The following is a 23,367-nucleotide window of genomic DNA, read 5'->3' on the forward strand; positions in this document are numbered from 1 at the left end:
CTCGAAGCAGGTCACCAACGACGCGGACAACCCGGACTGGAGGCAGGGATACGGCTTCCAGTTCTGGCGCGGCCGTCACAACACGTACCGCGCCGACGGTGCGTTCGGGCAGTTCATCCTGGCGTTCCCGGAGTACGACGCGGTGCTCGTCACCACCAGCGCGACCGGGGATATGCAGGCAATCCTGAACACAGCATGGGACTACCTGCTGCCCGCCCTCGAAGGCAAGGAGGTCCCGGCGACGCCGCGCCCGGAGCGGCTCGAGCTCCCGCCGCCGAGCGGCGCCGCGCCCGCGCCGGGCGACGGGCAGACGTACCACTTCGCGGACCGCAATCCGGCGGGCCTGACTGCGGTTCGGCTGGACGCCGACGGTACTGGCACGTTCACCTTCGAGGATCCGCGAGGCGGGACGCACGAGATCGTCTGTGCGGCAGGTGGCTGGCGGGAACAGGCGGCCCCGGGCACGGTCGATGATGCCGGTCCCGAGACCGGTGAGCGGATCCTGACCAGCGCGTACGGCGATGGTGACGCGTTCGTCGCCACGTTCCGCTGGGTCGAGACGCCGTTCGTCGCCACCCTTGCCTGCCGGGTCGACGGGGGCGCGATGACCGTCGACGGCACGCTGAACGTCTCCTTCGGACCGACCACCTTCTCGATGACGTCGCAGACGTGATCCAGGTCATGTCACACAGCTGAACCAGGGCGTGTCCTCCGGGTCGTAATCACCGACGACGGAGGACGAGATGAAGGTCTTGGTAGCAGGAGCGACCGGCGGACTGGGCCGGTCACTGGTACCGCAGCTGGTCGCGGCCGGGCACGAGGTGACCGGGATGATCCGGTCCGGGTCCGGCGCGGCCGGCGTCCGGGCGTTCGGCGCGGACGTCGTACTCGCCGACGGTCTCGACGCGGACGCCGTACGGGCCGCCGTACTGTCCGTCCGCCCAGAGGTCGTCGTCCATCAGATGACCGCGCTCAAGGGCGGCATCGACTTCAAGCACTTCGACGACAGCTTCGCGATGACGAACAAGCTGCGCACGTCAGGTGTCGACAATCTGATTGTCGCCGCACAAGCTGCCGGCGTACGACGGTTCGTCGTCCAGTCGTACGCCGGCTGGAACCTGCAGCACGGCGGATCCGCGACCAAGACCGAGGCCGACCCGCTCGACCCGGCCCCGGCACCCGCGCAACGGCAGACGATGGCCGGCATCAAGCACCTCGAGTCCGCGGTCCTGAACGCCGACGGCCTCCAGGGTGTCGCGCTCCGGTACGCGAGCTTCTACGGCCCGACCGCCGACCTCGGCAAGGGCGGCTCGATGGTGGAGCTGATCCGGAAGCGCCGGCTCCCGATCATCGGCGACGGTACGGGCGTCTGGTCGTTCATCCACTACGACGACGCGGCCGCGGCGACAGTGAAGGCGGTCGAGAGCGACGTTACCGGGGTGTACCAGATCGCCGACGACGACCCGGCGCAGGCGGCGGTCTGGCTGCCGGAGCTCGCCCGGATCCTGGGCGCGAAGCCGCCCCGCCACATCCCGTCCTGGATCGGCCGCCTGGCCGTCGGCGACGTCGGCGTGGCCGCCTTCACCGAGATCCGCGGCGCCGCCAACGCCCTCGCCAAGTCCACCTTCGACTGGCAACCCCGCTACGCCTCCTGGCGCGACGGCTTCCGCAACGGCCTGTAACTGGCGATACCCAACGGGGTCTGAGAACAAGCAATACCTTGTGCCCAGACCCCACCGCCTGTTCTCAGACCCCTCCGCTGGGACTCGTGGCCGGGCGAACCCGGCGTCGGCGCCCTAGGGTGGGTGGGCATGAGCCTGACGCCCGCTGAACAGAAGGTGCTGGACCGCATCGACGAGGACCTGCTGGTCCGGATCACGCAGGACCTGCTCCGCGCTCCCGGCCAGAACCCGCCCGGCGAGGAAGCCGCCACGGTGGCCGTCCTCGCCGGAGCGGCCCGCGGTCTCGACCTCGACGTGACCACCGCACCCGTCGAGCCCGGCCGCGAGAACGTGACCGTAACCCTTGCCGGCGGCAACGGCCCCGGGCTGCTCCTGCTCGGCCACACCGACGTCGTACCGCTCGGCGAAGGATGGACGGTCGACCCGTACGGCGGGCTCATCCGCGACGGCCGCATCTACGGCCGCGGCGCCTCCGACATGAAGGGCGGCCTGGCCGCGGCGCTGGCCGCCCTCGCCGCCCTCCGCGGCACCACCCTCAGCGGCCCGGTCGACCTCGCCGCGGTCGTGGACGAAGAGGAAACCGGCAAAGGCATCCGCGCCTACATAGCCTCACCTTCGCGACCAAGTCCGCCGTACGTCGGGTGCGTCACCGCCGAGCCGACCGATCTGCAGACGATCATCGCGGCGCGGGGCGACTCGTACCTGCAGGTCGCGGTCCACGGTCGCGCCTCCCACGCAGGTAACCCCGACGGCGGCGCGAACGCGATCTACGGTGCGGCAGCCGTCGTCGCCGAGATCGAACGCCTGCACGCCGAACTCGCCCTCTCGCCACACCCGCTGCTCGGCCCGGCGACCTGGAGCGTTGGCCAGATCAACGGCGGGACAGGCGGCTCGATCGTCCCCGCCGAGTGCGTGGTGGTCGCCGACCGCCGGCTCCTCCCGGGCGAGTCCCCCGCCGACGTACTCGCCGACCTGGAGGCACGCGTCGACGCGCTCCGGCTGGAGGACCGTGGGCTGACCGTCGACCTCTCGATGCCGATGGAGATGCCCGCCTTCGAGACACCCGAGGACCACGACCTGGTACGGGTGACCGAAGCCGCCCGGTTCGACGCCGGCGGCCCGCCGATGCCACTCGCCGGGTGGACCGCGGCGTGCGACGGCGGCTACGTCGCCCGCGACCTCGGCGTTCCGGTGGTTGTCCTCGGCCCCGGTTCGGTCACCACCCAAGCCCATCGCGCCGACGAATCGGTAGCCATCGCTGAGCTTGTGACGGCGGCCCGCGCGTACGCCCTGATCGCGCTACGCCTCCTCGCCACATCGTGACCGGGCACGCACCCGGATCCCCTGCCGCGCGGATTCCACCCCGAGCCGGCGTGCGGCGGCGGGTGCTGCATTCGGGGGTGGTGCTGGATGCCGGGTCGGGTGAGGTGCAGGTCGCGGATGTGGTGATTGCGGACAACCGGATTGTCGACGTCGGGATCGGGTTGGACGGGGACGAGGGGATCGACTGCACCGGATCGCTCCTGGTGCCGGGATTCGTCGATTGTCATGCGCATGTGTGTTTCGGGCCGCCGGCGATGGATGCGTTGCGGGTGCCGCGATCGGCTCGGGTGTTGTCGGCGGTGCCGGCCTTGCGGACGTTGCTGCGGCTCGGGGTGACGACGGTGCGGGACGCGTGGGGTGCAGATGCGGGTGTGCGGCTCGCGATCGAGAACGAGTGGATCGAGGGGCCGGATCTCCTGCTGAGTCTGCGGCAGGTCGGTACGACGGGAGCGATCGGTGACCTCTGGGCGCCACGTACGGGAACGCTCGACTACTACGGCGACCCGTCGTTGCCGGATCCGATCTTCGACGGAGCGGATGCGGGGCGGGCCGTCGTACGGCGGATGGTGCGGGCGGGAGCGGACTGGATCAAGGTGACGGCGACCGGGTCGATCGCGCTCGGGTCCGGCGTCCACGATCTGCAGTTGACGTTCGAGGAGTTGGCCGCGGTGGTCGACGAGGCGGCGCGGCGTGGTGAGCGGCGGGTGATGGTCCACGCGCACGGAGCCCGCGCAGCGGAACTCGCGGCGCGGGCGGGTGCCGCCAGTGTGGAGCACGGGACGTACCTGGACGCCACCGCAGCCGCGGCGATGGCCGAGAACGAGACCTGGTACGTGCCCACCTTGTCGGTGACGCAGTCCGAGCCGGAGCATGCGCCGGACGGAGCCGCCGAGGCGCATCGAGAGTCAATGCGCCTCGCCATCGATGCCGGGGTGCGGATCGCGATGGGGACGGACAGTCCGGTACTGCCGTACTCGGAGGCGTTGCGCGAACTGCGTCACCTGTCGGCGGCTGGTCTCGGCGACGCGGGCGCGTTGCGGGCGGCGACGATCGATGCGGCGCGCCTGCTCGGGCTGGCGGACGACCGGGGCGAGATCGCGGCGGGCAAGCGGGCCGATCTGGTGGTGCTGGACGGTACGGCGCTGGACTGCACCGCGGTGGACGAGCGGATCCGGCGGGTGTTTCGGAACGGCGTCGAGGTTGGGCGTCCCGGTGCGGCTCGCGCGCCCGCTGGCGAGGGACCAGGCGATGAACCAGGCGATGGACGCGCTGCGCTGCCCGCCTCCGAAGACGGTTGACTCTCACACGGTGTCAGATCGTAGACAATCCGTATGTTCACAGCTGGAGAGATTGCGGAGCGGATTCGTACGGGGCAGGTGACGTCACGCGAGGTGACCGAGGAACTGCTCGATCGGATCGCGGCTGACACGGAGATCAACGCGGTCGTCGAGGTACGCCGCGAGCATGCGCTGGCCGCGGCGGACCGCGCTGACGCGGCCCAGGAGCCGCGCGGACCGTGGCACGGGGTACCGGTGACGGTCAAGGAGTGTTTCGACGTCGCCGGGATGCGTACGACCTGGGGGAATCCCGCGTTCGCCCACCACATCGCGAACGAGGACGCAGTGATCGTGCAGCGGTTGGAGCGCGCCGGGGCGCACATTGTCGGCAAGACGAATGTCCACATGATGCTTGGGGACTTCGGGCAGACGGTGAACGAGGTGTACGGGCGGACCAACAATCCGGCCGATGTGACGCGGACGCCAGGTGGTTCGTCGGGTGGTGCGGCGGCGGCGCTTGCGGCGGGGCTTACTTATCTCGAGTACGGCTCCGATCTGGTCGGGTCGGTTCGGCTGCCGGCGGCGTACTGCGGTGTGTACGGGCTGAAGCCCACCAACGGGCTCGTGCCGCAACGCGGATTCCAGGTCCCGGGTACGCCGTACGTCCCGAGCGAACTGCCCACATTGTCAACAATCGGACCGCTTGCACGGTCTGCCGCGGACCTGCGGATCGCGCTCCGGGCAACCGCCGGGCCCGAGGCACCGTACGCCTACGAACTTGCGGCGCCGCGGCACAAGGAGCTGAAGGACTACCGCGTGGGCATCGTCACCGATCACCCGGCGGCATCGGTGACGAGCGAGGTCGGGGACGCGCTGTCCGACACGATCGATCGAATAGCCGCGGCCGGCGTGAAGATTGTCGACAGTTGGCCGGACGGCGTCGACCCGGACGAGCAGGCCGCGGAGTTCGGCCGCCAGGTCGAACTGTTCTTCGCGCTCCACGGCGGCGAACCGACCACGATGACCGTCGACCAACTGCTCACCACCGAACGCAACCGCCTGGCGGCCAGAGCAAGATGGCAGCAGCACTTCGAGGACGTCGACGTGTTCCTGTGCCCGACGAGTTTCACCGTCGCGTTTCCGCACGGTTCGACGGCGATCGACGGGCGGCCGTACGAGGCGCAGGCGTTCTGGATCGTGCACGCGTCGCTGACCGGCCATCCCGCGCTCAGCATGCCGATCGGACATACGTCGACCGGGCTCCCGACCGCTGCGCAGGTGATCGGCCAGTGGCACGAGGACGACACGGCGATCACCTTCGCCGAACTCCTGTCCCAGCACCTCGGATCCCGCTAGAGCTGGTTGACTGTCGGAATGTTCGCCATCGGAGAGTTCGCGCGGCACGGCCGGGTGTCCGTCCGGATGCTGCGGCACTATGACGCGATCGGGCTGCTGCGGCCGGCGTACGTCGATCCCGCGACCGGGTACCGCAGCTACACCGCCGCCCAGCTCGCCGACCTGAACCGGATCGTCGCGCTGAAGGACCTCGGCTTCTCGCTCGATCAGGTCGACAAGCTGATTGCAGACAATCTCGGGCCGGCCGAGCTGCGCGCGATGCTCACGATGCGGCGCGCGCAACTGGAGACGACCCTGGCCGAGAGCTACGCGCGACTCGCCCAGGTCGAGTCGCGGCTCCGCGGCCTGGAGACCGACATCCCGGCGAAGGACATCGTCGTCAAGGAGCTGCCCGCGGTTCGCCTCGCCGGCCTGACTGCGACGGCGGCGAGCTTCACGCCCGACGACATCACGCCGGTGGTGCGCCCGCTCTGCGCGGAGCTCGGCCGCCGATTGCCGCACGCTGACGTACGACCGGCCGGCCGTCTCACCTGCCTGTACGAGCAGCAGACGGACGTCGTCGTACGTGCGACTGTTCCGGCCGCGGTCGATGCCGGAGGCAACCTCAACGGCCTCGACGTGATCGACCTACCGGCAATGCGGGCGGCAACGCTCGTACACCGTGGGCCGATCGACCAGGTACTCCCGTCCTGGCAAGCACTCGCCCACTGGCTCGAAGACAACGGTAGACGGGCTGCGGAGCCGGCCCGGGAGCTCTACCTCGATACCCCGGAGGATCCGGAGGGCTGGGTCACCGAGCTGCAGCAACCGTTCACAACCGGCTGAACGACAGCGTCTCCCCGCGCGCCCCACCCATCCACAGGTCCTGGCACGCCGCCGCGAACTCGTCGAGATTCTCGGTGACCGCCCCGAACACGTTCCCGGGCACCCAGCCCTGATCACCGTTGATCAGCAGGTTGTTCCGCCCGTAGAAGACCGCAAGGTCGACAATCGCACCCTTGGTGCCGGTCCCGGTCGTGTTCTCGTAGCCGTACGCCGGATTCCCGAGATCGTCGGAGTCGAACGAGAACCAGCACAGGTCCCCCGGGATCGGCGTGATCGTCGTGTTCTCCTTCCCCGGGTCGGGCGCGAACCCCGGCAGCAGCGTGTAGATCTCGTTCCGCGCGTACTTCCCGTGGAACACCGGCGCCGACAGCGGCAGCGCATCCCACACCGCCGCGCAGGTCCGCGGCGCCACGTCGTCGAGCAGTTTCGCCACGCAGCTCACGCCACGCTTGTCCAGGCTGACCGTGATCTGCTTCATCGTGCCTCCAAAGTCGGGGTACGCCGGTGCCACTCGGTCGCGTCCTGGTACGCCTGACCGACCTGAAGCGTCAACGCGTCCGCATGTCGATTGCCGACAATCTGCAATCCGACAGGCAGGCCGGCCGCGGTGAAACCGCACGGCACCGTCAGCGCCGGCTGCTGGGTGAGGTTGAACGGGTACGTGTACGGCGTCCAGTCGGTCCAGTCGGGCGACGCCGATCCGTCCGGTACGTCCTGCCCGAGGGGGAACGCCGTGATCGGCAGCGTCGGCGTGACGAGGACGTCGTACTGCTGGTGGAACCGTCCCATCAGGGTGCCCAGCTCCATCCGGACCGCGGTCGCGTCGAGGAAGTCCGACGCCGTGTACGCCGCGCCGAGCTCGGCGACCCGGCGCAGTCCTGGATCGACCCGATTGTCAACAATGTAACCAGAAAGCACCTTGGCCGCGCCCGACCACCAGAGCACGTTGAACGCGTCGATCGGATCCGCGAACCCGGGATCCACCTCGGTCACCTCGGCGCCCAGCCCGGCGAGGACGTCGACCGCCGCGCGCACCAGCGACTCGACCTCTGGATCGTTCTCGACAAACCCGAGATCCGCCGAGAATGCGATCCGCAGCCCGGCGACCCCGTCGTCCAGTCCGTCCAGGAAAGACTTGGTCGGTGTCGGCATCGCCGACCAGTCCCGCGGGTCGAAGCCGGTCACCACGTCGAGCAATGCCGCCGCGTCCCGTACGGTCCGCGTCATCGGACCCGCGTGCGACAACGTGCCGAAGGCGCTCGGCGGGAACAGCGGGATCAGTCCGTACGTCGGCTTCAACGCAACCGTGCCGGTGAACGCCGCCGGGATCCGCACCGACCCGCCGCCGTCCGTACCGAGCGACCACACGCCCATCCCGAGCCCGACTGCGGTCGCGGAGCCGCCGCTCGAGCCGCCCGACGTCTTCGTCGGATCCCACGGGTTGCCGGTCGCGCCGTACGTGAAGGAGTCGGTGACGCCCTTCCACGAGTACTCCGGCGTGGTCGTCTTGCCGAGGATGACCGCGCCGGTCTCACGCAGCCGGGCGACCGACGGCGCGTCCTCGTCCCACGGGCCGGCCGGGTCGATCATCGTGCTGCCGCGCATTGTCGGCCATCCGATTGTCCACAATGCGTCCTTCACCGAGGTCGGTACGCCGTCGCCGGGTCCGAGCGGCCGGCCGGCGCGCCAGCGGGCCTCCGACTCCTTGGCCGCGGCGAGCGCCCCCTCGGCGTCGACCAGGACGAACGCGTTCACCTGGCCGTCGTACCGCTCGATCGCGTCCAGCGCGGCCTGCGTCGCCTCGACCGGCGACAGCGTTCCGGCCCGGTAGCCCTCGACCAACTCGGTTGCCTGAGTCATCGATCTCCTGTCGGAATGTAGCCGAGTTTCTTGTCGACAACGTTCAGCAACGGTTCGCCGGCCAGCCAGCGGCGCACGTTCTCCGCGAACTGGGCCGCGAGGGTGTCACGCCAGCCGATCACGTCACCGGACATGTGCGCGGTGACCGTCACGTTCGGTGCCGTCCAGAGCGGGTGGTCCGGCAGCAGCGGCTCGCGGTCGAAGACGTCCAGGGTCGCCGAGATGCGCCCAGTGGCAACGGCATCGAGCAGTGCGGCTTCGTCGACGATCGGACCGCGGGCAACGTTGACGAGGTGCGATCCGGGCCGCATCGCAGCCAGTACGGCGGCATCGACGAGCCCTCGCGTCGCCGCGGTCAACGGCGCCGCCAGCACCAGGTGATCGGCCCAGCCGGCCTCGGCGGACAGGTTGCTGCTGGCAACAACCTCGCCGAAGTCCGGGTCGTCCCCACGCGCGACCCGGCCGGCGCCCCGTACCTGCAACCCGGCCGCGCGCAGCAGCCGCGCGATCGCCCGGCCGATCGCTCCGGTCCCGACCACGAGTGCCTTCGAGCCCAGGAGGCTCCGGGTCTCGCGGTGCTGCCATCGGTGCTCGCGCTGCAGGTCGAAGCTACGCCGGCTGTCCTTCGCGTGCGCGATCACCGCGCCCAGTACGTACTCCGCGATCGGGCGGTCGAACACCCCGTGTGCATTGGTGACCACAACCGCCGAGTCCCGCAGCTCGTCGAAGAGCAGTGTGTCGACCCCGGCGGCAGTGACGTGGATCCACTCCAGCGATCCGGCATCCGCCCAGACGTCGCGTACCGCAGTCGAGAAGAAGTCCCAGAGCAGCAATGCCCGGGCTCCCTGCACCGCGGCCCGCAACCCGTCCGCGGCGCAGTAACGGAACTCGACCGGCAGGGCCTCGAGACCCGGCGGGCGGTCCGTCGGCCGCTCGCAGAGCACCGCAACGACTGGGCGTTCAGCGGGGGCCGGCACAGGTTCGAGGCTAGGAACTCGCTGGTAGGATTGTCAACAATCTCTCCCGGGCCGCACACTGACTCGCATGAGCACGCGTCCGATCACCAACCCGATGCCGGCAGCGGTTCCCCCGCTGTTGCAGACCGGCATCGGCGTCGTCGCGCCGTACGACTTCGCGCTCGACCGCGAGCTCTGGCGCTGGGTACCCGACGACGTCACCCTGCACGTCACCCGGACCCCTTACGCCCCGATGGCCGCGACCGTCGAGATGGCGGTGCACATCTCGGACCCGGGCCTGATCGCGCGGACGACCTACGACGTACTCGCGGTCGCCCCGCTGGCGGTCGCGTACGCCTGCACTTTCGGCAGTTTCGTCGGTGGGCTCACCGGTGAACTCGCGCTCGTGGACGCGATGGTCGGCGCCGGCGCACCGGCTGCAGTGACCACCAGCGGCGCGCTGCTGCTCGCGCTCCGGCGGCTCGGGATCAACCGGATCGCTACCGTCACGCCGTACACGAACGACCTGACCGCGGGCCTGTCCGCGTACCTCGCCGAGGCCGGGATCGAGGTGGTCGCGACGGCCGGGCTCGGGCTGATCGCGCAGATCTGGGCGGTGCCCTACGAGACGACGGTCGAACTGGTACGGAGTGTCGACAATCCTACGGTCGAGGCGATTTTCATCAGCTGCACCAACTTGCCGACGTACGACGTGATCGCCGGGCTGGAGGCCACGCTCGGCAAGCCGGTGCTGACCGCGAACCAGGTCACGATGTGGGCCGTCCTGGAGCTCACTGGTCACACCGGGATCGGCCCGGGCCAGCACCTGCTGATGGCGCAACCGACGGCGAGCCACTCATGAGCGAGCCGGGAAGAGGTGAGCCCGTGGCCGACCTGCTGGAGCAGGCGGTCGAGTCCGACGAGTACGCCGGGCGCCTGGCCCGGGTCCGCGCCGTCCTGGCCGAACGCGGCCTCGGTGCGCTGGTGGTCAGCGACCCCGCGAACCTCTTCTATCTAACGGGGTACGATGCCTGGTCGTTCTACACGCCCCAGTGCCTGCTGGTCCCGGCCGACGGCGAGGTGCAACTGTTCGCGCGGGCAATGGACGCGGCCGGAGCGTCGTACACCTGCAATCTGCGGGCCGACCAGATCCACGGCTACCCGGAGCACCTGGTGCACCGGCCGGACGTCCATCCGTACGACTGGATCGCGAACGTTTGCCACGACCTCCTACCGGCCGGCGCCGACGTGGCGGTCGAGGCGGACTCACACTACTTCACGCCGCGCGGGTACCTTGCCCTCGGCAACGGACTGCCCGGCCGCCGGCTGGTCGACTCCGCCGAGCTGGTGAACTGGGTCCGCCTGGTGAAGTCGGAGCACGAGCTGCGCCAGCTGCGGATCGCCGGCGGGATCGCCGAGCAGGCGATGCGGATCGCGCTCGACCAGCTCCGGCCCGGGCGGCGGCAGTGCGATCTGGTCGCCGAGATCCTGGCCGCCCAGGCGACCGGAACGCCGGAGCACGGCGGCGACTACCCGGCGATCGTGCCGATGCTGCCGACCGGAAACGCGGCCGGTACGCCGCACCTGACCTGGACCGATCGCCCGTTCGTCGCCGGCGAGGCGACCACGATCGAACTGGCCGGCGTGTTCGGCCGGTACCACGCCCCGCTCGCGCGGACGATGATGCTCGGCGACCCGCCGCACCGGCTCCGGGAGACCGCGAAGATCGTCGCCGACGGTATGAGCGTCGCATTGTCAACAATCCGGCCAGGTGTCACCGGCAGCGCCGTGCACGCCGCGTTCAACGAGGTGATCGCCGCGCACGGCCTGGTGAAGGAATCGCGGATCGGGTACTCGATCGGTATCGGGTACCCGCCGGACTGGGGTGAACGCACCGTCAGCCTGCGCCCCGAGGAGACCACCGTGCTGACCGCGGGAATGGCGTTCCACGTCATCCTCGGGATGTGGATGGACGGCTGGGGCTACGAGCTGTCCGAGCCCGTGGTGGTCACCGCCGACGGAGTGGAACGACTGACCGGTCTGTCCCACGAACTGACGATCAGGAGGTAACCCCTTGTCAGCACTGCCGTACGCCGCACGCGCGACCGGACTCGTCGGTTCGGTGATCGACTCGAGTACGTCGCTCCTGCACAAGCAGACCCACGACATCGTCCGCTTCGCGATGGGCTCGCCGGCCGCCGAGGCGGTGCCGGCAGACATCTTGTCGGCAATCGCCGGCGAGCAGCTCAGCCGGCCGGACGCCTACGATTACGCCGCCACCGAGGGCGATCCGCCGCTGCACGCCGCGCTGCTGGAGATGCTGCGCGGTACCAGCGACGAGACGACCGCGGACCGCCTCACCGTCACGGCCGGCGGGATGCAGGGGCTCGACCTGTTCTGCAAGATCTTCGTCGACCCGGGCGACCTCGTCGTCGTGGAGTCCCCGACGTACACGAACGGCAGTGCGACGGCGCTGTCGTACGGCGCGGAACTGCTCGAGGTACCGGTGGACGACGACGGGATGATTGTCGACAATCTACCGAAGCTGCTCGACGGGCGGCGGCCGAAGGCGATCTACACGATCCCGACGTTCCAGAACCCGTCCGGTGCAACGCTGTCGCTCGCCCGGCGGAACCAGCTGCTGGAGCTGGCCCGGACGTGGGGGTCGATGGTGATCGACGACGACCCGTACGGGTTGCTCCGGTTCGCCGGTGATCCGTTGCCGACGCTGCGGGAGCTGGGTGCGGGTGATCCGCTGGTGTTCTCCGTACGGACGTTCTCGAAGATCGTCGCTCCTGGACTGCGCGTCGGATGGGTCGATGCGGATCCCGAGTTGCAGCAGGTGCTGATCAATGCGAAGCAGGCGATGGACACGTGCACGAACCTGCCGGCGCAGCGGTTGCTGGCCGGGTTCCTCACCGGTGGTCATCTGGAGGACCATCTGGTGCGGCAGCGCGCGGAGTACCGGCGGCGCAAGGAGGCGATGCACGCCGCCCTGACGGAGCACTTCGGCGACATCGCCCGGTGGACGGATCCGGAAGGCGGGTTCTTCCTCTGGGTAACGTTGGAGAACGGCATCAACACCGAGGAGCTGTTCGAGATGGCGCTGCCGGAAGGGGTGGCGTTCATTCCCGGGCCGGCCTTCTCCCCCACCGGGCGGTTCTCCAATGCGTTCCGTCTCTGCTTCGCGTCGACGGCGCCCGACCGGATCTGGGAAGGCGTCACCCGGCTCCGCCGCGCTGCGGACAAACTCGCGCCGAACTGATTCAGGTCCGGCGGGTGCCGTTCCGGTCGGGAAGAGCCTCGGCCAGTAGCTCCGCCAGGTGTCGGGCGGTCCGTGGGGTGCCCTGCGCGATCTGGGTTCGGCAGCTGAAACCGTCGGCGAGGACGGTTGTTGTCGACGGCAACGAGCGTACGGCGGGCAGCAGGGTGCGTTCGCCGACCGCCTTCGAGACCTCGTAGTGGTCACGTTCGAACCCGAAGTTGCCCGCGAGACCACAGCAGCCGGGCGCGGCCTGGGAAGTGTCGATTCCGGCCGCCGCCATCAGTTTGCGGTCGGCGTCGAAGCCCAGTACGGCGTGCTGGTGGCAGTGCGGCTGGACGAAGGCCTCCCCTCCGACCTCCGGCGGCGACCAGCCGGCGTCGACGAGGAACTCGGAGAGCGTCCGAATGTTCGCAGTCGCCAATCCGACAAGAGGATTGTCAACAATCAGCGCGGCCGCATCGTGCCGGAGGGCCGCCGTACAGCTGGGTTCGAGGCCGACGATCGGCGTGCCTGCGGACAGGTGCGGAGCGAGGGCAGCCAGCGAGCGGTTCAGGACGCGGCGCGCGGTCGTGAGCTGCCCGGTCGAGATCCAGGTGAGCCCGCAGCAGACCGGCTTGTCGGGCAGCACGACCTCGAAGCCGGCATCCTCCAGTACGGCGACCGCGGCCCGCCCGATCTCCGGCGCCAGGTAGTTCGTGAACGTGTCCGGCCACAACACCACCTGCCGCCCGGCGGCGTCCCCGGGTGTACGGCGACCCTTGAACCATTGAGTAAAGGACTGCGCGGCAAACCCGGGCACGTCCCGTTCGGCGGCGATCCCGCCCAGGCGTTTCGTCAGTGGCAGCGCGGCGAAACGGTTCGCGAGCCTCGGCACGCGAGACGCGAGCCGGGACCACAGCGGCAGCCAGCCCATCGACCAGTGCGACAGCGGCCGCGCCCACGGGCGGCGCGCGTAGTGATGGTGGGTGAACTCGGCCTTGTACGTCGCGATGTCGACGTTCACCGGGCAGTCCGACAGGCAGCCCTTGCACGACAGGCACAAGTCGAGGCCGTCACGTACTTCGGTGGATCGCCAGCCGTCCGTGATCAGGTCGCCCTGCAGCATCTCCCAGAGCAGATGCGCCCGCCCGCGCGTCGAGTGCAGTTCCTCGCGCGTCACCTGATAGCTGGGGCACATCACGCTGCCCGACGTCTGCCGGCACTTCCCGATCCCGACGCACCGCCGCTGCGCCTGCGCGAAGTCGTGCTCGTCGTCCGGATAGCTGAAGATTGTCAACAATCGACGATCCTTCGCCGGACCGTCGTGCCGGATCGCGGCGTCCAGCGGGGGCGGGTCCACGATCGCCCCCGGATTCAGCACACCCGCGGGATCCCAGATCCGCTTCAGCTCGCCGAACAGCGCGACCCCATCGGCGCCATACATCTTTGTCAGCAGCTCACCGCGCGCTCGCCCGTCGCCGTGCTCACCGGACACCGATCCACCGAGCCCGACCACCAGGTCCGCGGCCTCCTCGACGAACTCCCGGTACGTCGCGATCCCCCGCCGGCTCAACAGGTCGAAGTCGATCCGCATATGCATGCAGCCTTCGCCGAAGTGCCCGTACGACGCCCCCGACAACCCGTGTCGCCCGAGCAACTCGTCGAGACCTCGCAGGTACGCGCCGAGCCGCTCCGGCGGTACGGCAGCGTCCTCCCAGCCGCCCCACGCCTCGGCCCCGTCCGCGCGCCGGGTGGCGAGCCCGGCCGCGTCCGTACGGCAACGCCACAGCACGGCCTGCGCCTGAGGATCGGTCACCAGCGACGCGGTCGCACCCGAGTCGCGCAACTCCTCCAGCATCGAGCGGGCAGCCGACGCCGCAGCGGCTTCGTCCGTACCGCCGACCTCGACCAGCAGCCAGGCGTTGCCGTCCGGCAACCCGGCGCGCACCGCCGCACCACGGACTTCCGCAGGCAGCCGGTCGACAAGCTCGTTGTTGATCGACTCCATCGTCAGCGGCGCGTGCCGCAGTACGACGGGAACACAGTCCGCCGAGGTGATCGAGTCGGCGAACCCGAGGACGCACAGAACCCTTGCCTTGGGCAACTCCACCAGGCCGACCGTCGCCCGGAGCGTCGCCGCCAGACCGCCTTCGCTGCCGGAGAGCAGCCCCGCGACGTTGTAACTGCCCAGCAGCCGGTGCAGCGCGTACCCGGAGATCTGCCGCGTGAACTGCCCGAACCTCCGCCCGATCAGCAGCTCGTGACGATCCGCGAACGCCTGCAGCGCCCGGTGCAGTTCGCCCTCCCGCCCAGGTCGCGCGGCGGCCGTCGCGCGGTCGGCCACGGAGTCGACCGTCAGCCGGGTCCCGTCGGCGAGGATCAGATCGAGCGATTGCAGATTGTCTGCAGTCGTACCCCAGGCGACCGAGTGCGCGCCGCAGGCGTTGTTCGCGATCATCCCGCCGAGCGTCGCCCGGCTCGCCGACGACGGGTCGGCGCCGAACGCGAGCCCGTGCGGCTTCGCGGCGGCGAGCAGATCGGTCAGTACGACGCCCGGCTCGACCACGGCGGTCCGGGCGCCGGCGTCGAGGTCGAGGATCCGGTTCACGTGCCGCGAGGCATCGATCACGACACCACCGATCGCGTTGCCGGCCATCGACGTACCGCCACCTCGGAGTACGACCGGAGCACCCGCGGCGGCGGTCAGCGATACTGCGGCCGCCAGGTCGTCGGCGTCGGCCGGTACGACGACCAGCTCCGGCACCGCGCGGTAGTTCGAACCGTCCGCGGCGTACAGCGCGCGGGTCCGGCGATCGTCGGCCGCGCTACCCCGGAGCTCTCGACGGAGCGTGGTCAGCAGCCCCGGAACGTCGTACTCAGAGTTATCCACAGGGCCCTTCGCAGCGGGCCCGGGGTCCGGACGCTCTGGGGTTAACATTGTCGACAATCTACCCATTCGGTGCACATCAAGCCAGGAGGTCCGATGGTCACGGTAGGGCTGCTCTATCCCGGACACAGCGCCGAGGACGACTACTCCATGCTCGAGGCGAAGCTGAACGGCGAGGTCAAACTGCCGGTCGTGATCACCTCGGTGGGCGAAGACGCCCATCGCGTGGACGCGCTCCTCGACCTGGGCCGGGCGGAGCGTCTCGCCGAGGGCGCCGCGCAGCTCAAGCAGGCGCGACCGGACTCGGTGATGTGGGCGTGCACCTCTGGCAGTTTCGTGTTCGGCCGCGAGGGCGCGAACATCCAGGCGGGCGGCGTCGCGCAGGCGGTCGGCGTACCGGCCTCGTCCACCTCGATCGCGTTCGTGGAGGCCTGCAAGGCGCTGGCGATCCACCGCGTCGCGGTCGCCGCGTCGTACCCGGAGGACGTCGCCCAGCACTTCGTCCGGTTCCTGGCCGCGGCCGGCATCGAGGTGGTGTCGATGGGCAGCAGCGGGATCGTCACCGCTGCCGAGGTCGGGACGCTGGAGCCGGAGCAGGTGATCACGATGGCCAAGGCCGCCAACCACCCGGAGGCCGACGCGGTGCTGATCCCGGACACCGCGCTGCACACGCTGGGGATCGTCGACGAGCTGGAAGCCGCCACGGGCGGAGCGGTACTGACCGCCAACCAGGTGACGGTCTGGAAGGGTCTGGAGCTGGTCGGCAAGGTGCCGTCGCTGCCGGGTGTGGGGACGCTGTTCGCGCAAGGGGAGAAACTGTGACCAGTTACATCGGGCCGCTGGCTCAGGAGTCGACGCCGAGCATCATCGCCGACAAACTGCGCAAAGCCATCGGCCACGGGGAGTTCAAGCCCGGCTCTCAGGTCGTCGAGGCGGACCTGGCGCGCAAGCTCGGCGTCAGCCGGGGACCGCTCCGCGAGGGGATGCAGCGCCTGACCCAGGAGGGCCTGCTGGTCTCGATCCGCAACCGCGGGCTGTTCGTGATCGACATGACGCCGCGGGAGATTCGCGACATGTACTGCGCGCGGGAGGCGATCGAGCGGGCCGCGGCGTTGCTGATCCTCCGGGACGGCGACTTCGAGAGCGTCGGGCTGGACCTGCACGCGATCGCCGAACGGATGAAGCCGGTCCGCCACGATCCGGCCGCTGTCGGCGAGATCGACATCGCGTTCCACGAGTTCCTCGTGCAGGCGTCCGGCAGCCCGCGGCTGGTGCGGATGCACCGGACTCAGATCATCGAGACCCGGATGTGCATCCACGCGCTGGAGTCGACGTACACCGCCGCCGACAACCGCTACCTCGAGCACCGCCGGATCGCCGCGGCGATCCGCGACTGCGAGGTGGAGCGGGTCGACGAACTGCTGTCCGACCACATGGACGACGCCATCCAGCGCCTCACCGGCAAGTCACCTGCACCGGCCGGCAACCCCACCGCGCAAGCCACCACACCCGGCAAGTAGCCCCACCCAGCTATTCACCACGCCACGCCCACCCGTAGCCGCGGCGGGCAGGTCAGCACACCCACCCGTAGCCGCGGCGGGCAAGTCAGCACGCCGGGCCGGGGCGGCGGCTGGGTCAGTTGTCGACGGCGATGCCGATGTACTTCGTCTCCAGGAACTCGTCGATCCCGACCGCGCCGCCCTCGCGGCCGAGGCCGGACTGCTTGACCCCGCCGAACGGTGCGGCAGGGTTCGACACCACGCCCTGGTTGAGCCCGACCATCCCGGTCTCGATCGCCTCGGCGACCCGCAGCGCGCGCCGCAGGTCGTTCGTGAACACGTAGGCGACCAGCCCGTACTCCGTGTCGTTGGCGGCCCGCACCACCTCGTCCTCGGTGCTGAACGGGGTCAGCGGGGCGACCGGGCCGAAGATCTCCTGGTCCGCCATCGCCGCCTCCCGCGGTACGCCGGTGAGCACCGTCGGCGGGTAGAAGTACCCGTTGCCCGCGGCAACTTCTCCGCCGGTGAGCACGGTCGCGCCGCGGTCGACCGCGTCCGCGACCAGCGACCGCACCTTCTCCAGTCCGGCGGCGTCGATCAGCGGGCCGACGTTCACGTCCGGGTCGGTACCGCGGCCGACGGTCAGCGCGCCCATCCGCTCGGCGAGCCGGCGACCGAAGTCGTCGATCACCGAATCGTGGACAAAAATACGGTTGGCCGCCGTGCAGGCCTCGCCCATGTTCCGCATCTTCGCCGCGATCGCTCCGGTCACCGCCTCGTCCAGGTCCGCGTCCTCGAACACGATGAACGGCGCGTTGCCGCCGAGCTCGAGCGAGGTCCGCAGTACCTTCTCGGCGCACTGCTCCAGCAGGACGCGGCCGACCCTCGTCGAGCCGGTGAACGACAGCTTCCGCGCCAGCCCGGACCGGATCAGCGGCTCCATCACGCCGCCGGCGTCCATCGCGGTGACGCAGTTGACCGCGCCGGCCGGCAGACCGGCCTCGGCCAGGATCCCCATCAGGGCGAGCATCGACAGCGGCGTCTGGTGCGCGGGCTTGATGACACTCGTACAACCGGCCGCGATCGCCGGGCCGAGCTTGCGGGTGCCCATCGCCATCGGGAAGTTCCACGGCGTGATCAGCAGGCACGGGCCGACCGGCTGCTTGGTGATCAGGAACCGGGCGTTGCCGGCCGGCGCGGTCTGGTACCCGCCGTCGATCCGCAACGCCTCCCCGGAGAAGTGCCGGAAGAACTCGGCCGCGTACGCGATCTCGCCGCGCGCCTCCGCCAGCGGCTTGCCCATCTCCAGCGTCATCAGCAGCGCCAGCTCGTCGACCCGCTCCATCAGCAACTGGTACGCCGTCATCAGCAGGTCGGACCGGTCCCGGGGCGAGGTCCGGGCGAAGTCCGGCTGCGCGGCGACCGCCGCGTCGAGCGCGGCCCGGCCGTCGGCCGGGGACGCGTCGGCGACCGCGCAGAGCACCTCGCCGGTGGACGGATCGATGACGTCGAACGTCGTACCGCCGGTCGCGTCGAGCCATTTCCCGTCGATGAACAACCGCTTCTCGACGGCCCGGACCACGGTTGCCTCGTCCATCTGCGCCCCTTCACCGGCCTGAACAGCTGAGGTAGGATTGTCAACAATCTACCATTTGACGCGTGGAGGGAAGTCCGTGGCCGAGCTCTCGCAGATCCTGAAACAGGCGACCGGCGTGGTCGCCGCCCGCGGTACGGGCGTGCAGCTGTTCGACGAGGACGACCGCCGGTACCTGGACTTCACCGCCGGCATCGGTGTCACGTCGACCGGGCACTCCCACCCGCGCGTGGTCGCCGCCGCGCAGGAGCAGGTCGGCCGGATCATCCACGCGCAGTACACGACCGTCATGCACCGGCCGCTGCTGACCCTGGTCGACCGGCTCGGCGAGGTGCTCCCCCGGCACCTCGACCGGATGTTCTTCGCGAACTCCGGCAGCGAGGCGATCGAGGCCGCCCTGCGTCTCACCCGGCAGGCGACCGGCCGGCCGAACGTGATCGTGTTCCACGGCGGCTTCCACGGACGGACCGTCGCCGCCGCGTCGATGACGACGTCCGGCACCAAGTTCCGCTCCGGCTTCAGCCCGCTGATGGCGGGCGTCCACGTATCGCCGTTCCCGGACCCCGGCCACTTCGGCTGGCCGGTCGAGCAGGCGACGGAGTTCGCGCTCAAGCAGCTCGACTACGTACTGCAGACGTTGAGTTCGCCGGCCGACACCGCGGCGTTCGTCGTCGAGCCGGTGCTCGGCGAGGGCGGCTACGTCCCGGCCAACACGGAGTTCTTCGCCGGGCTCCGCGAACGCGCCGACGCGCACGGCATCCTGCTCGTGGTGGACGAAGTACAGACCGGCTTTGGGCGGACCGGGAAGTTCTGGGGCGGCGACCACTTCGGATCGCACCCGGACGTCCTGGTCACCGCGAAGGGCCTCGCGTCCGGGTTCCCGTTGTCCGGGATCGCCGCGTCGGCGGAGCTGATGGAGAAGGCCTGGCCGGGTTCGCAGGGCGGCACGTACGGCGCGAACGCGGTCGCCTGCGCCGCGGCCATCGCGACCCTCGACGTGATCAAGGACGAGGGGCTCGTGCAGAACTCGGCCGACCGCGGCGCGCAGCTGAAGCAGGCGCTGCAGCTGGTCGCGGACAAGCACGAGCAGATCACCGACGTTCGCGGACTCGGCCTGATGATCGGCAACGAGTTCCGGGACGCGGACGGCAAGCCCGACGCCGCAACCGCCACCGCCGTACAGCAGGAGGCCGCTCGCCGCGGACTGCTGCTGCTCACCTGCGGCGCCTGGGGCCAGGTCGTCCGGTTCATCCCGGCGCTGGTCGTCTCCCCCGACGAGGTCGACGAGGCCGCCGCCCTCTGGTCCGACGCGGTCTCCGCCGTGCTCGACTGACCGCGATCCTCGGCCCACCGCCCGGATCCCGCTCAAGCAAACGGCCCGCCTTTCCGGAAACAAACTCGCACTCTGCGGCGAATTGTTTCCGGAAAGGCGGGCCGACTGCTGGGTCAGGCCTTGGCGTGGGCCGGTTCGAGGGCCACCGGAGGCGGGGCGTCCTCGGTGCCCGGGATCTCGGTGCCGTTGATCGGGCACCGCGACGTCTCCGGGACCTTCGCCAGCGCGAGCGCACCGATCACGCAGGCCGCCATCATGTAGTACGCCGGGACCAGCGAGTCACCGGTCTTCGCGGTCAGCCAGTCGTTGACCGCGGGCGCCGTACCGCCGAACAGCGACGTCGACACGTTGTACGCGATCGCGAACCCGGCGTACCGGACGTGCGTCGGGAACATCGCCGGGAAGGTCGCCGAGATGGTCGCGAGCTGCGGCACGTAGAGCAGGCCGAGGACCGCGAACCCGACGATCGCGCCGAGCATGTTCGTCCCCATCAGCAGGAACATCGGTACGCCGAACACGAACAGCCCGGCCAGCGACGCCCACCACAACGGTTTTCGCCCGATCCGGTCCGACGCGCGGCCGGCGAACGGGACGAACACCATCATCGCCAGCATTCCGATGATCGGTACGATCAGCGACCTGTCCGAGCTCAGGCCGATCTGTTTCTCCAGGTACGTCGGCATGTAGGTGAGCAGCGTGTAGTTCACCACGTTCAGCGCGATCACCATGCCGCCGAGGCGCAGGATCGGCGCCCAGTAACCGGACAGCAGGTCCTTGAACTGGGTCGCGGTCTCCTCTTCCTTCTGGCCCTTCGCCTCGAGCTCCCGGAAGACCGGCGTGTCCTCCAGCCGGGACCGCAGGTAGACGCCGACCAGGCCGAGCGGCGCAGCCACCAGGAACGGCAGCCGCCAGCCCCACGAGTGCATCTGCTGGTCGCCGAGTACCAGCGAGAAGCCCAGCATCAGCAGCGCACCGAGCGAGAACCCGGACAGCGTGCCGAACTCAAGGAAGCTGCCGAGGAACCCGCGCTTGCGGCTCGGCGCGTACTCCGCCATGAAGGTCGCGGCGCCACCGTACTCGCCACCGGTCGAGAAGCCCTGGACCATCCGCAGCAGGACCAGCAGCACCGGCGCCCAGTACCCGATCGTGTGGAACGACGGGACGAGGCCGGCGCACAGAGTCGCTCCGGACATCATCAGGATCGTGATCGCCAGCACGTGCTTACGCCCGAGCCGGTCGCCGAGCGGGCCCCAGACCAGGCCGCCGAGCGGCCGGACCAGGAACGACACCGCGAACGTCATCAGCGCCAGCAGCGTCTGGCTCTGGGTGTCGCCGGGGAAGATCGCGGCCGAGATGTACGTCACGCCGTACGCGTAGATGCCGTAGTCGAACCACTCCGTGGCGTTACCGATCGCCGACGCGGCGATCGCCTTCCTCAGTACTTCTGGGGGTTGCTCCTTCTCGGTCGGCGACTCGGACATGCTGGATCTGCTACCCGGTGTACCACCGGGTGTGCTCACGGGCGGACGAGCCTGCGGCCGCTGGTGCGGATCCACTGGCGGCGGGGTGTCGGCGTCCACGATTTCCTCCTGTCGTCATACGGCCCCACCCGAGTGCCCACCCCACACGCAATCCACACGCCTCACGAGCGTCGAGTCGTAGTTTTGTTGACAATCCGAAGGTTAACCATGTGCATTCGTGAACCACAAGCACTCAAACCCACGTGCAGCAGCCCCGGCCGCCCGCCTCGTCCGGCGGCGTCCGGGGAGGTCCCTGGAGGGTGATCGGTCAGGGTCGGGCGAGGGCGGCGAGGCCCGCGGTGATGACCGTGATGCCGAACTCGAAGCGCTCGTCGCCGCTGGCACCGGCCGTCAGCGGCCCGGCGAGAGCCACGGTGAGGGGGAAGCGGTCGACCGGTTGGCTAGCGAGGTACGCACGGAGGTCGGCAACGAAAGCTTCGACGTCTTCGGCGGTCCAGTCGGAGGCACTCTGCACCGTCTCCTCGAAGGCGACCGCCGTGACGTAGAGCGGAATCAGGTCGGCCGCCCACGCGGCCGCCTGGTCCGGGAGATTGCCGGCCTTGAGCAAGGCGAGCATTCGCTCGGTGGTGCGAAGCGCCCGCTCCCCCGTCGGTACGGCGCCGATCGCGGCGCGGGCGACACCCGGATTCGCGCGCATCGTGCCGAGCATCGCTCGCATCAGGTCCTTGAGCTGCTCCTGCCAGCGAGCCGGGTCGACCGGGTCGTCGAAGGACAACTGGGCGTTGGCCCGTTCCACCAGGAGCTGGTCGAGCTCCCGCTTGTTCGCGACGTGGGCGTAGAGCGAGGCCGGGCCGGTCCGCAGCTCCTGGGCGACCTTGCGCATCGAGACGCCGTCGTACCCCTCCTTGCGCAGCAACTCCATGGCGGCGTCGACGATCCGGTCCCGGGTGAGCGGCGCCTTGCGCTCGCGAGCCGGCTTCGCGGGGGTGATCGGCTGCCACGGGGTGTGCGTCATGGGATCACTGTAGCGAACACCGTACTTGACGCGAACACCGTTCGCGAGTAGAACAGTGTTCGTTAACGAACACCGTTCGAAGAAGGGCCCACCGATGAGCACCACAGTTCACGACTCGCCGGCAGCAGCGGCGGGCGGAGGTACGACGTTCCGCTGGCGATGGGTCGTCCTCGCGACGATCCTGATCGCCGAGATCATGGATCTTGTCGACGCCACGATCGTCAACATCGCGGCGCCGTCGATCCGGGCCGAGCTCGGCGGGTCCGAGTCGGCGATGCAGTGGATGCTCGCCGGGTACACGCTGGCCTTCGCGATCGGGCTGATCACGTTCGGCCGGCTCGGGGACCTGGTCGGGCGGCGGCGGTTGTTCGTGATCGGGGCGCTCGGGTTCACGGTCGCGTCCGCGGTCTGCGGGCTGGCCGGGAGCCCCGAGGTCCTGATCGGCAGCCGGTTCGCGCAGGGATTGCTCGGTGCGGTGATGATCCCGCAGGGCTTCGCGATCCTGAAGTCGATCTTCCCGGCCGAGGAACTCGGCAAGGCGTTCGCGATGTTCGGACCGGTGATGGGGCTGTCTGCGGTGGCCGGCCCGATCCTGGCCGGTGTGCTGATCGACGCGAACTGGTTCGGCGCCGGCTGGCGGACGATCTTCTTCATCAACGTCCCGATCGGCATCGCCGCCCTGATCGGCGCGCTGCGGTTCATGCCCGAGGTCCGGACGCCCGGCGCGGCCCGGCTCGACGTACCCGGCGTGATCCTGGTCAGTCTGGCCTCGGGGATGCTGATCTATCCGCTCGTGCAGGGGCGCGAGCTCGGCTGGCCATTGTGGACAATCCTGTTGTTGACAGCGTCGTTCGTCGTGTTCGCGCTGTTCGGCCGCCGCGAGCGGCGGTCCGGCAACCCGGTCATCGACCCGTCGCTGTTCCGCAACCGCGGGTACCTCGCCGGCCTGGGCGTGATCACCACGTTCTTCCTCGCGATGAACGGCTTCCTGCTGGTGTTCAACCTGTTCACCCAGCTCGGCCTGCACTACAGCCC

19 protein-coding genes and 1 pseudogene are annotated in these 23,367 nt (G+C 69.7%); 13 read left to right on the forward strand and 7 right to left on the reverse strand.

All coding sequences use genetic code 11. The features are described from left to right. From VFF46_RS07230 to VFF46_RS07255, 6 genes and pseudogenes are all read left to right on the forward strand, one after another. A pseudogene (locus VFF46_RS07230) lies at nucleotides 1-673 on the forward strand (serine hydrolase); the annotation flags it as partial. Nucleotides 674-743: 70 nt separating this feature from the next. Continuing rightward, a complete protein-coding gene (locus VFF46_RS07235; protein ID WP_325036237.1) occupies nucleotides 744-1,682 on the forward strand; it encodes an NAD(P)-dependent oxidoreductase in 939 nt (312 codons plus the stop codon). Between the two features lie 129 nt (nucleotides 1,683-1,811). After that, nucleotides 1,812-3,005: a M20 family metallopeptidase gene (locus VFF46_RS07240; RefSeq protein WP_325036238.1), complete on the forward strand. Its 1,194-nt coding sequence runs from the start codon at nucleotides 1,812-1,814 to the stop codon at nucleotides 3,003-3,005. Nucleotides 3,006-3,055: 50 nt separating this feature from the next. After that, the gene (locus VFF46_RS07245) at nucleotides 3,056-4,303 is read left to right on the forward strand and encodes an amidohydrolase family protein (RefSeq protein WP_325036239.1); all 1,248 of its coding nucleotides are present in this window, start codon (nucleotides 3,056-3,058) and stop codon (nucleotides 4,301-4,303) included. A 93-nt stretch (nucleotides 4,304-4,396) separates the two neighbouring features. Further along, on the forward strand, nucleotides 4,397-5,638 hold the full coding sequence (locus VFF46_RS07250) for an amidase family protein (protein ID WP_325036240.1): 1,242 nt from the start codon (nucleotides 4,397-4,399) through the stop codon (nucleotides 5,636-5,638). A gap of 18 nt (nucleotides 5,639-5,656) precedes the next feature. Next, nucleotides 5,657-6,463 carry a MerR family transcriptional regulator gene (locus VFF46_RS07255; protein WP_325036241.1) on the forward strand — a complete coding sequence of 269 codons (807 nt, stop codon included), beginning with the start codon at nucleotides 5,657-5,659 and terminating at the stop codon, nucleotides 6,461-6,463. On the opposite strand, the gene VFF46_RS07260 is transcribed toward VFF46_RS07255, so the two are convergent. Genes VFF46_RS07260 through VFF46_RS07270 form a run of 3 tightly spaced genes read right to left on the reverse strand, consistent with a single transcriptional unit; the run spans nucleotide 6,450 to nucleotide 9,300 of the window. Further along, complete coding sequence (locus tag VFF46_RS07260; RefSeq protein WP_325036242.1) at nucleotides 6,450-6,941, reverse strand: DUF3830 family protein; 492 nt, start codon at nucleotides 6,939-6,941, stop codon at nucleotides 6,450-6,452. The genes VFF46_RS07255 and VFF46_RS07260 overlap by 14 nt on opposite strands. After that, a complete protein-coding gene (locus VFF46_RS07265; RefSeq protein WP_325036243.1) occupies nucleotides 6,938-8,323 on the reverse strand; it encodes an amidase in 1,386 nt (461 codons plus the stop codon). Before VFF46_RS07265 ends, VFF46_RS07260 begins: the two co-directional genes overlap by 4 nt. Further along, a complete protein-coding gene (locus VFF46_RS07270; RefSeq protein ID WP_325036244.1) occupies nucleotides 8,320-9,300 on the reverse strand; it encodes a D-2-hydroxyacid dehydrogenase in 981 nt (326 codons plus the stop codon). The genes VFF46_RS07265 and VFF46_RS07270 overlap by 4 nt, the downstream gene beginning before the upstream one ends. Before the next feature lie 67 nt (nucleotides 9,301-9,367). On the opposite strand from VFF46_RS07270, the gene VFF46_RS07275 reads away from it, so the two are divergent. The 3 genes from VFF46_RS07275 to VFF46_RS07285 are packed head-to-tail and all read left to right on the forward strand — an operon-like array spanning nucleotide 9,368 to nucleotide 12,544. Next, entirely contained in the window at nucleotides 9,368-10,141 is a 774-nt protein-coding gene (locus tag VFF46_RS07275; RefSeq protein ID WP_325036246.1) for an Asp/Glu racemase, read from the forward strand. A 23-nt stretch (nucleotides 10,142-10,164) separates the two neighbouring features. After that, nucleotides 10,165-11,349 (forward strand): M24 family metallopeptidase, encoded by a 1,185-nt coding sequence (locus tag VFF46_RS07280; protein WP_325036248.1) that lies wholly within the window; start codon nucleotides 10,165-10,167, stop codon nucleotides 11,347-11,349. A gap of 4 nt (nucleotides 11,350-11,353) precedes the next feature. Continuing rightward, on the forward strand, nucleotides 11,354-12,544 hold the full coding sequence (locus tag VFF46_RS07285) for a PLP-dependent aminotransferase family protein (protein WP_325036249.1): 1,191 nt from the start codon (nucleotides 11,354-11,356) through the stop codon (nucleotides 12,542-12,544). 1 nt (nucleotide 12,545) lies between these two features. On the opposite strand, the gene VFF46_RS07290 is transcribed toward VFF46_RS07285, so the two are convergent. Beyond that, nucleotides 12,546-15,413, reverse strand: a complete 2,868-nt coding sequence (locus tag VFF46_RS07290) for an FAD-binding and (Fe-S)-binding domain-containing protein (RefSeq protein WP_325036250.1) — start codon at nucleotides 15,411-15,413, stop codon at nucleotides 12,546-12,548. A 93-nt stretch (nucleotides 15,414-15,506) separates the two neighbouring features. On the opposite strand from VFF46_RS07290, the gene VFF46_RS07295 reads away from it, so the two are divergent. Both VFF46_RS07295 and VFF46_RS07300 read left to right on the forward strand, forming a co-directional pair. Next, the gene (locus VFF46_RS07295) at nucleotides 15,507-16,232 is read left to right on the forward strand and encodes a maleate cis-trans isomerase (RefSeq protein WP_325036251.1); all 726 of its coding nucleotides are present in this window, start codon (nucleotides 15,507-15,509) and stop codon (nucleotides 16,230-16,232) included. After that, nucleotides 16,229-16,930 (forward strand): GntR family transcriptional regulator, encoded by a 702-nt coding sequence (locus tag VFF46_RS07300; RefSeq protein ID WP_325036252.1) that lies wholly within the window; start codon nucleotides 16,229-16,231, stop codon nucleotides 16,928-16,930. The genes VFF46_RS07295 and VFF46_RS07300 overlap by 4 nt, the downstream gene beginning before the upstream one ends. Before the next feature lie 115 nt (nucleotides 16,931-17,045). Here the strand turns inward: VFF46_RS07300 and VFF46_RS07305 are convergent, their stop codons facing one another. Continuing rightward, the gene (locus VFF46_RS07305) at nucleotides 17,046-18,506 is read right to left on the reverse strand and encodes an NAD-dependent succinate-semialdehyde dehydrogenase (RefSeq protein ID WP_325036253.1); all 1,461 of its coding nucleotides are present in this window, start codon (nucleotides 18,504-18,506) and stop codon (nucleotides 17,046-17,048) included. A gap of 76 nt (nucleotides 18,507-18,582) precedes the next feature. Between VFF46_RS07305 and VFF46_RS07310 the strand changes: the two genes are divergently transcribed. Beyond that, nucleotides 18,583-19,836, forward strand: coding sequence for an aspartate aminotransferase family protein (locus tag VFF46_RS07310; RefSeq protein ID WP_325036254.1), 1,254 nt, complete (start codon nucleotides 18,583-18,585; stop codon nucleotides 19,834-19,836). Between the two features lie 113 nt (nucleotides 19,837-19,949). Here the strand turns inward: VFF46_RS07310 and VFF46_RS07315 are convergent, their stop codons facing one another. Further along, nucleotides 19,950-21,317 carry an MFS transporter gene (locus tag VFF46_RS07315; protein WP_325036255.1) on the reverse strand — a complete coding sequence of 456 codons (1,368 nt, stop codon included), beginning with the start codon at nucleotides 21,315-21,317 and terminating at the stop codon, nucleotides 19,950-19,952. Nucleotides 21,318-21,624: 307 nt separating this feature from the next. Next, a complete protein-coding gene (locus VFF46_RS07320; protein ID WP_325036256.1) occupies nucleotides 21,625-22,332 on the reverse strand; it encodes a TetR/AcrR family transcriptional regulator in 708 nt (235 codons plus the stop codon). Between the two features lie 94 nt (nucleotides 22,333-22,426). On the opposite strand from VFF46_RS07320, the gene VFF46_RS07325 reads away from it, so the two are divergent. Further along, on the forward strand, nucleotides 22,427-23,367 hold a 941-nt coding region (locus VFF46_RS07325; protein WP_325036257.1), incomplete at its 3' end, for an MFS transporter.

It is taken from the genome of Kribbella sp., assembly GCF_035655035.1.
Lineage (GTDB): Bacteria > Actinomycetota > Actinomycetes > Propionibacteriales > Kribbellaceae > Kribbella.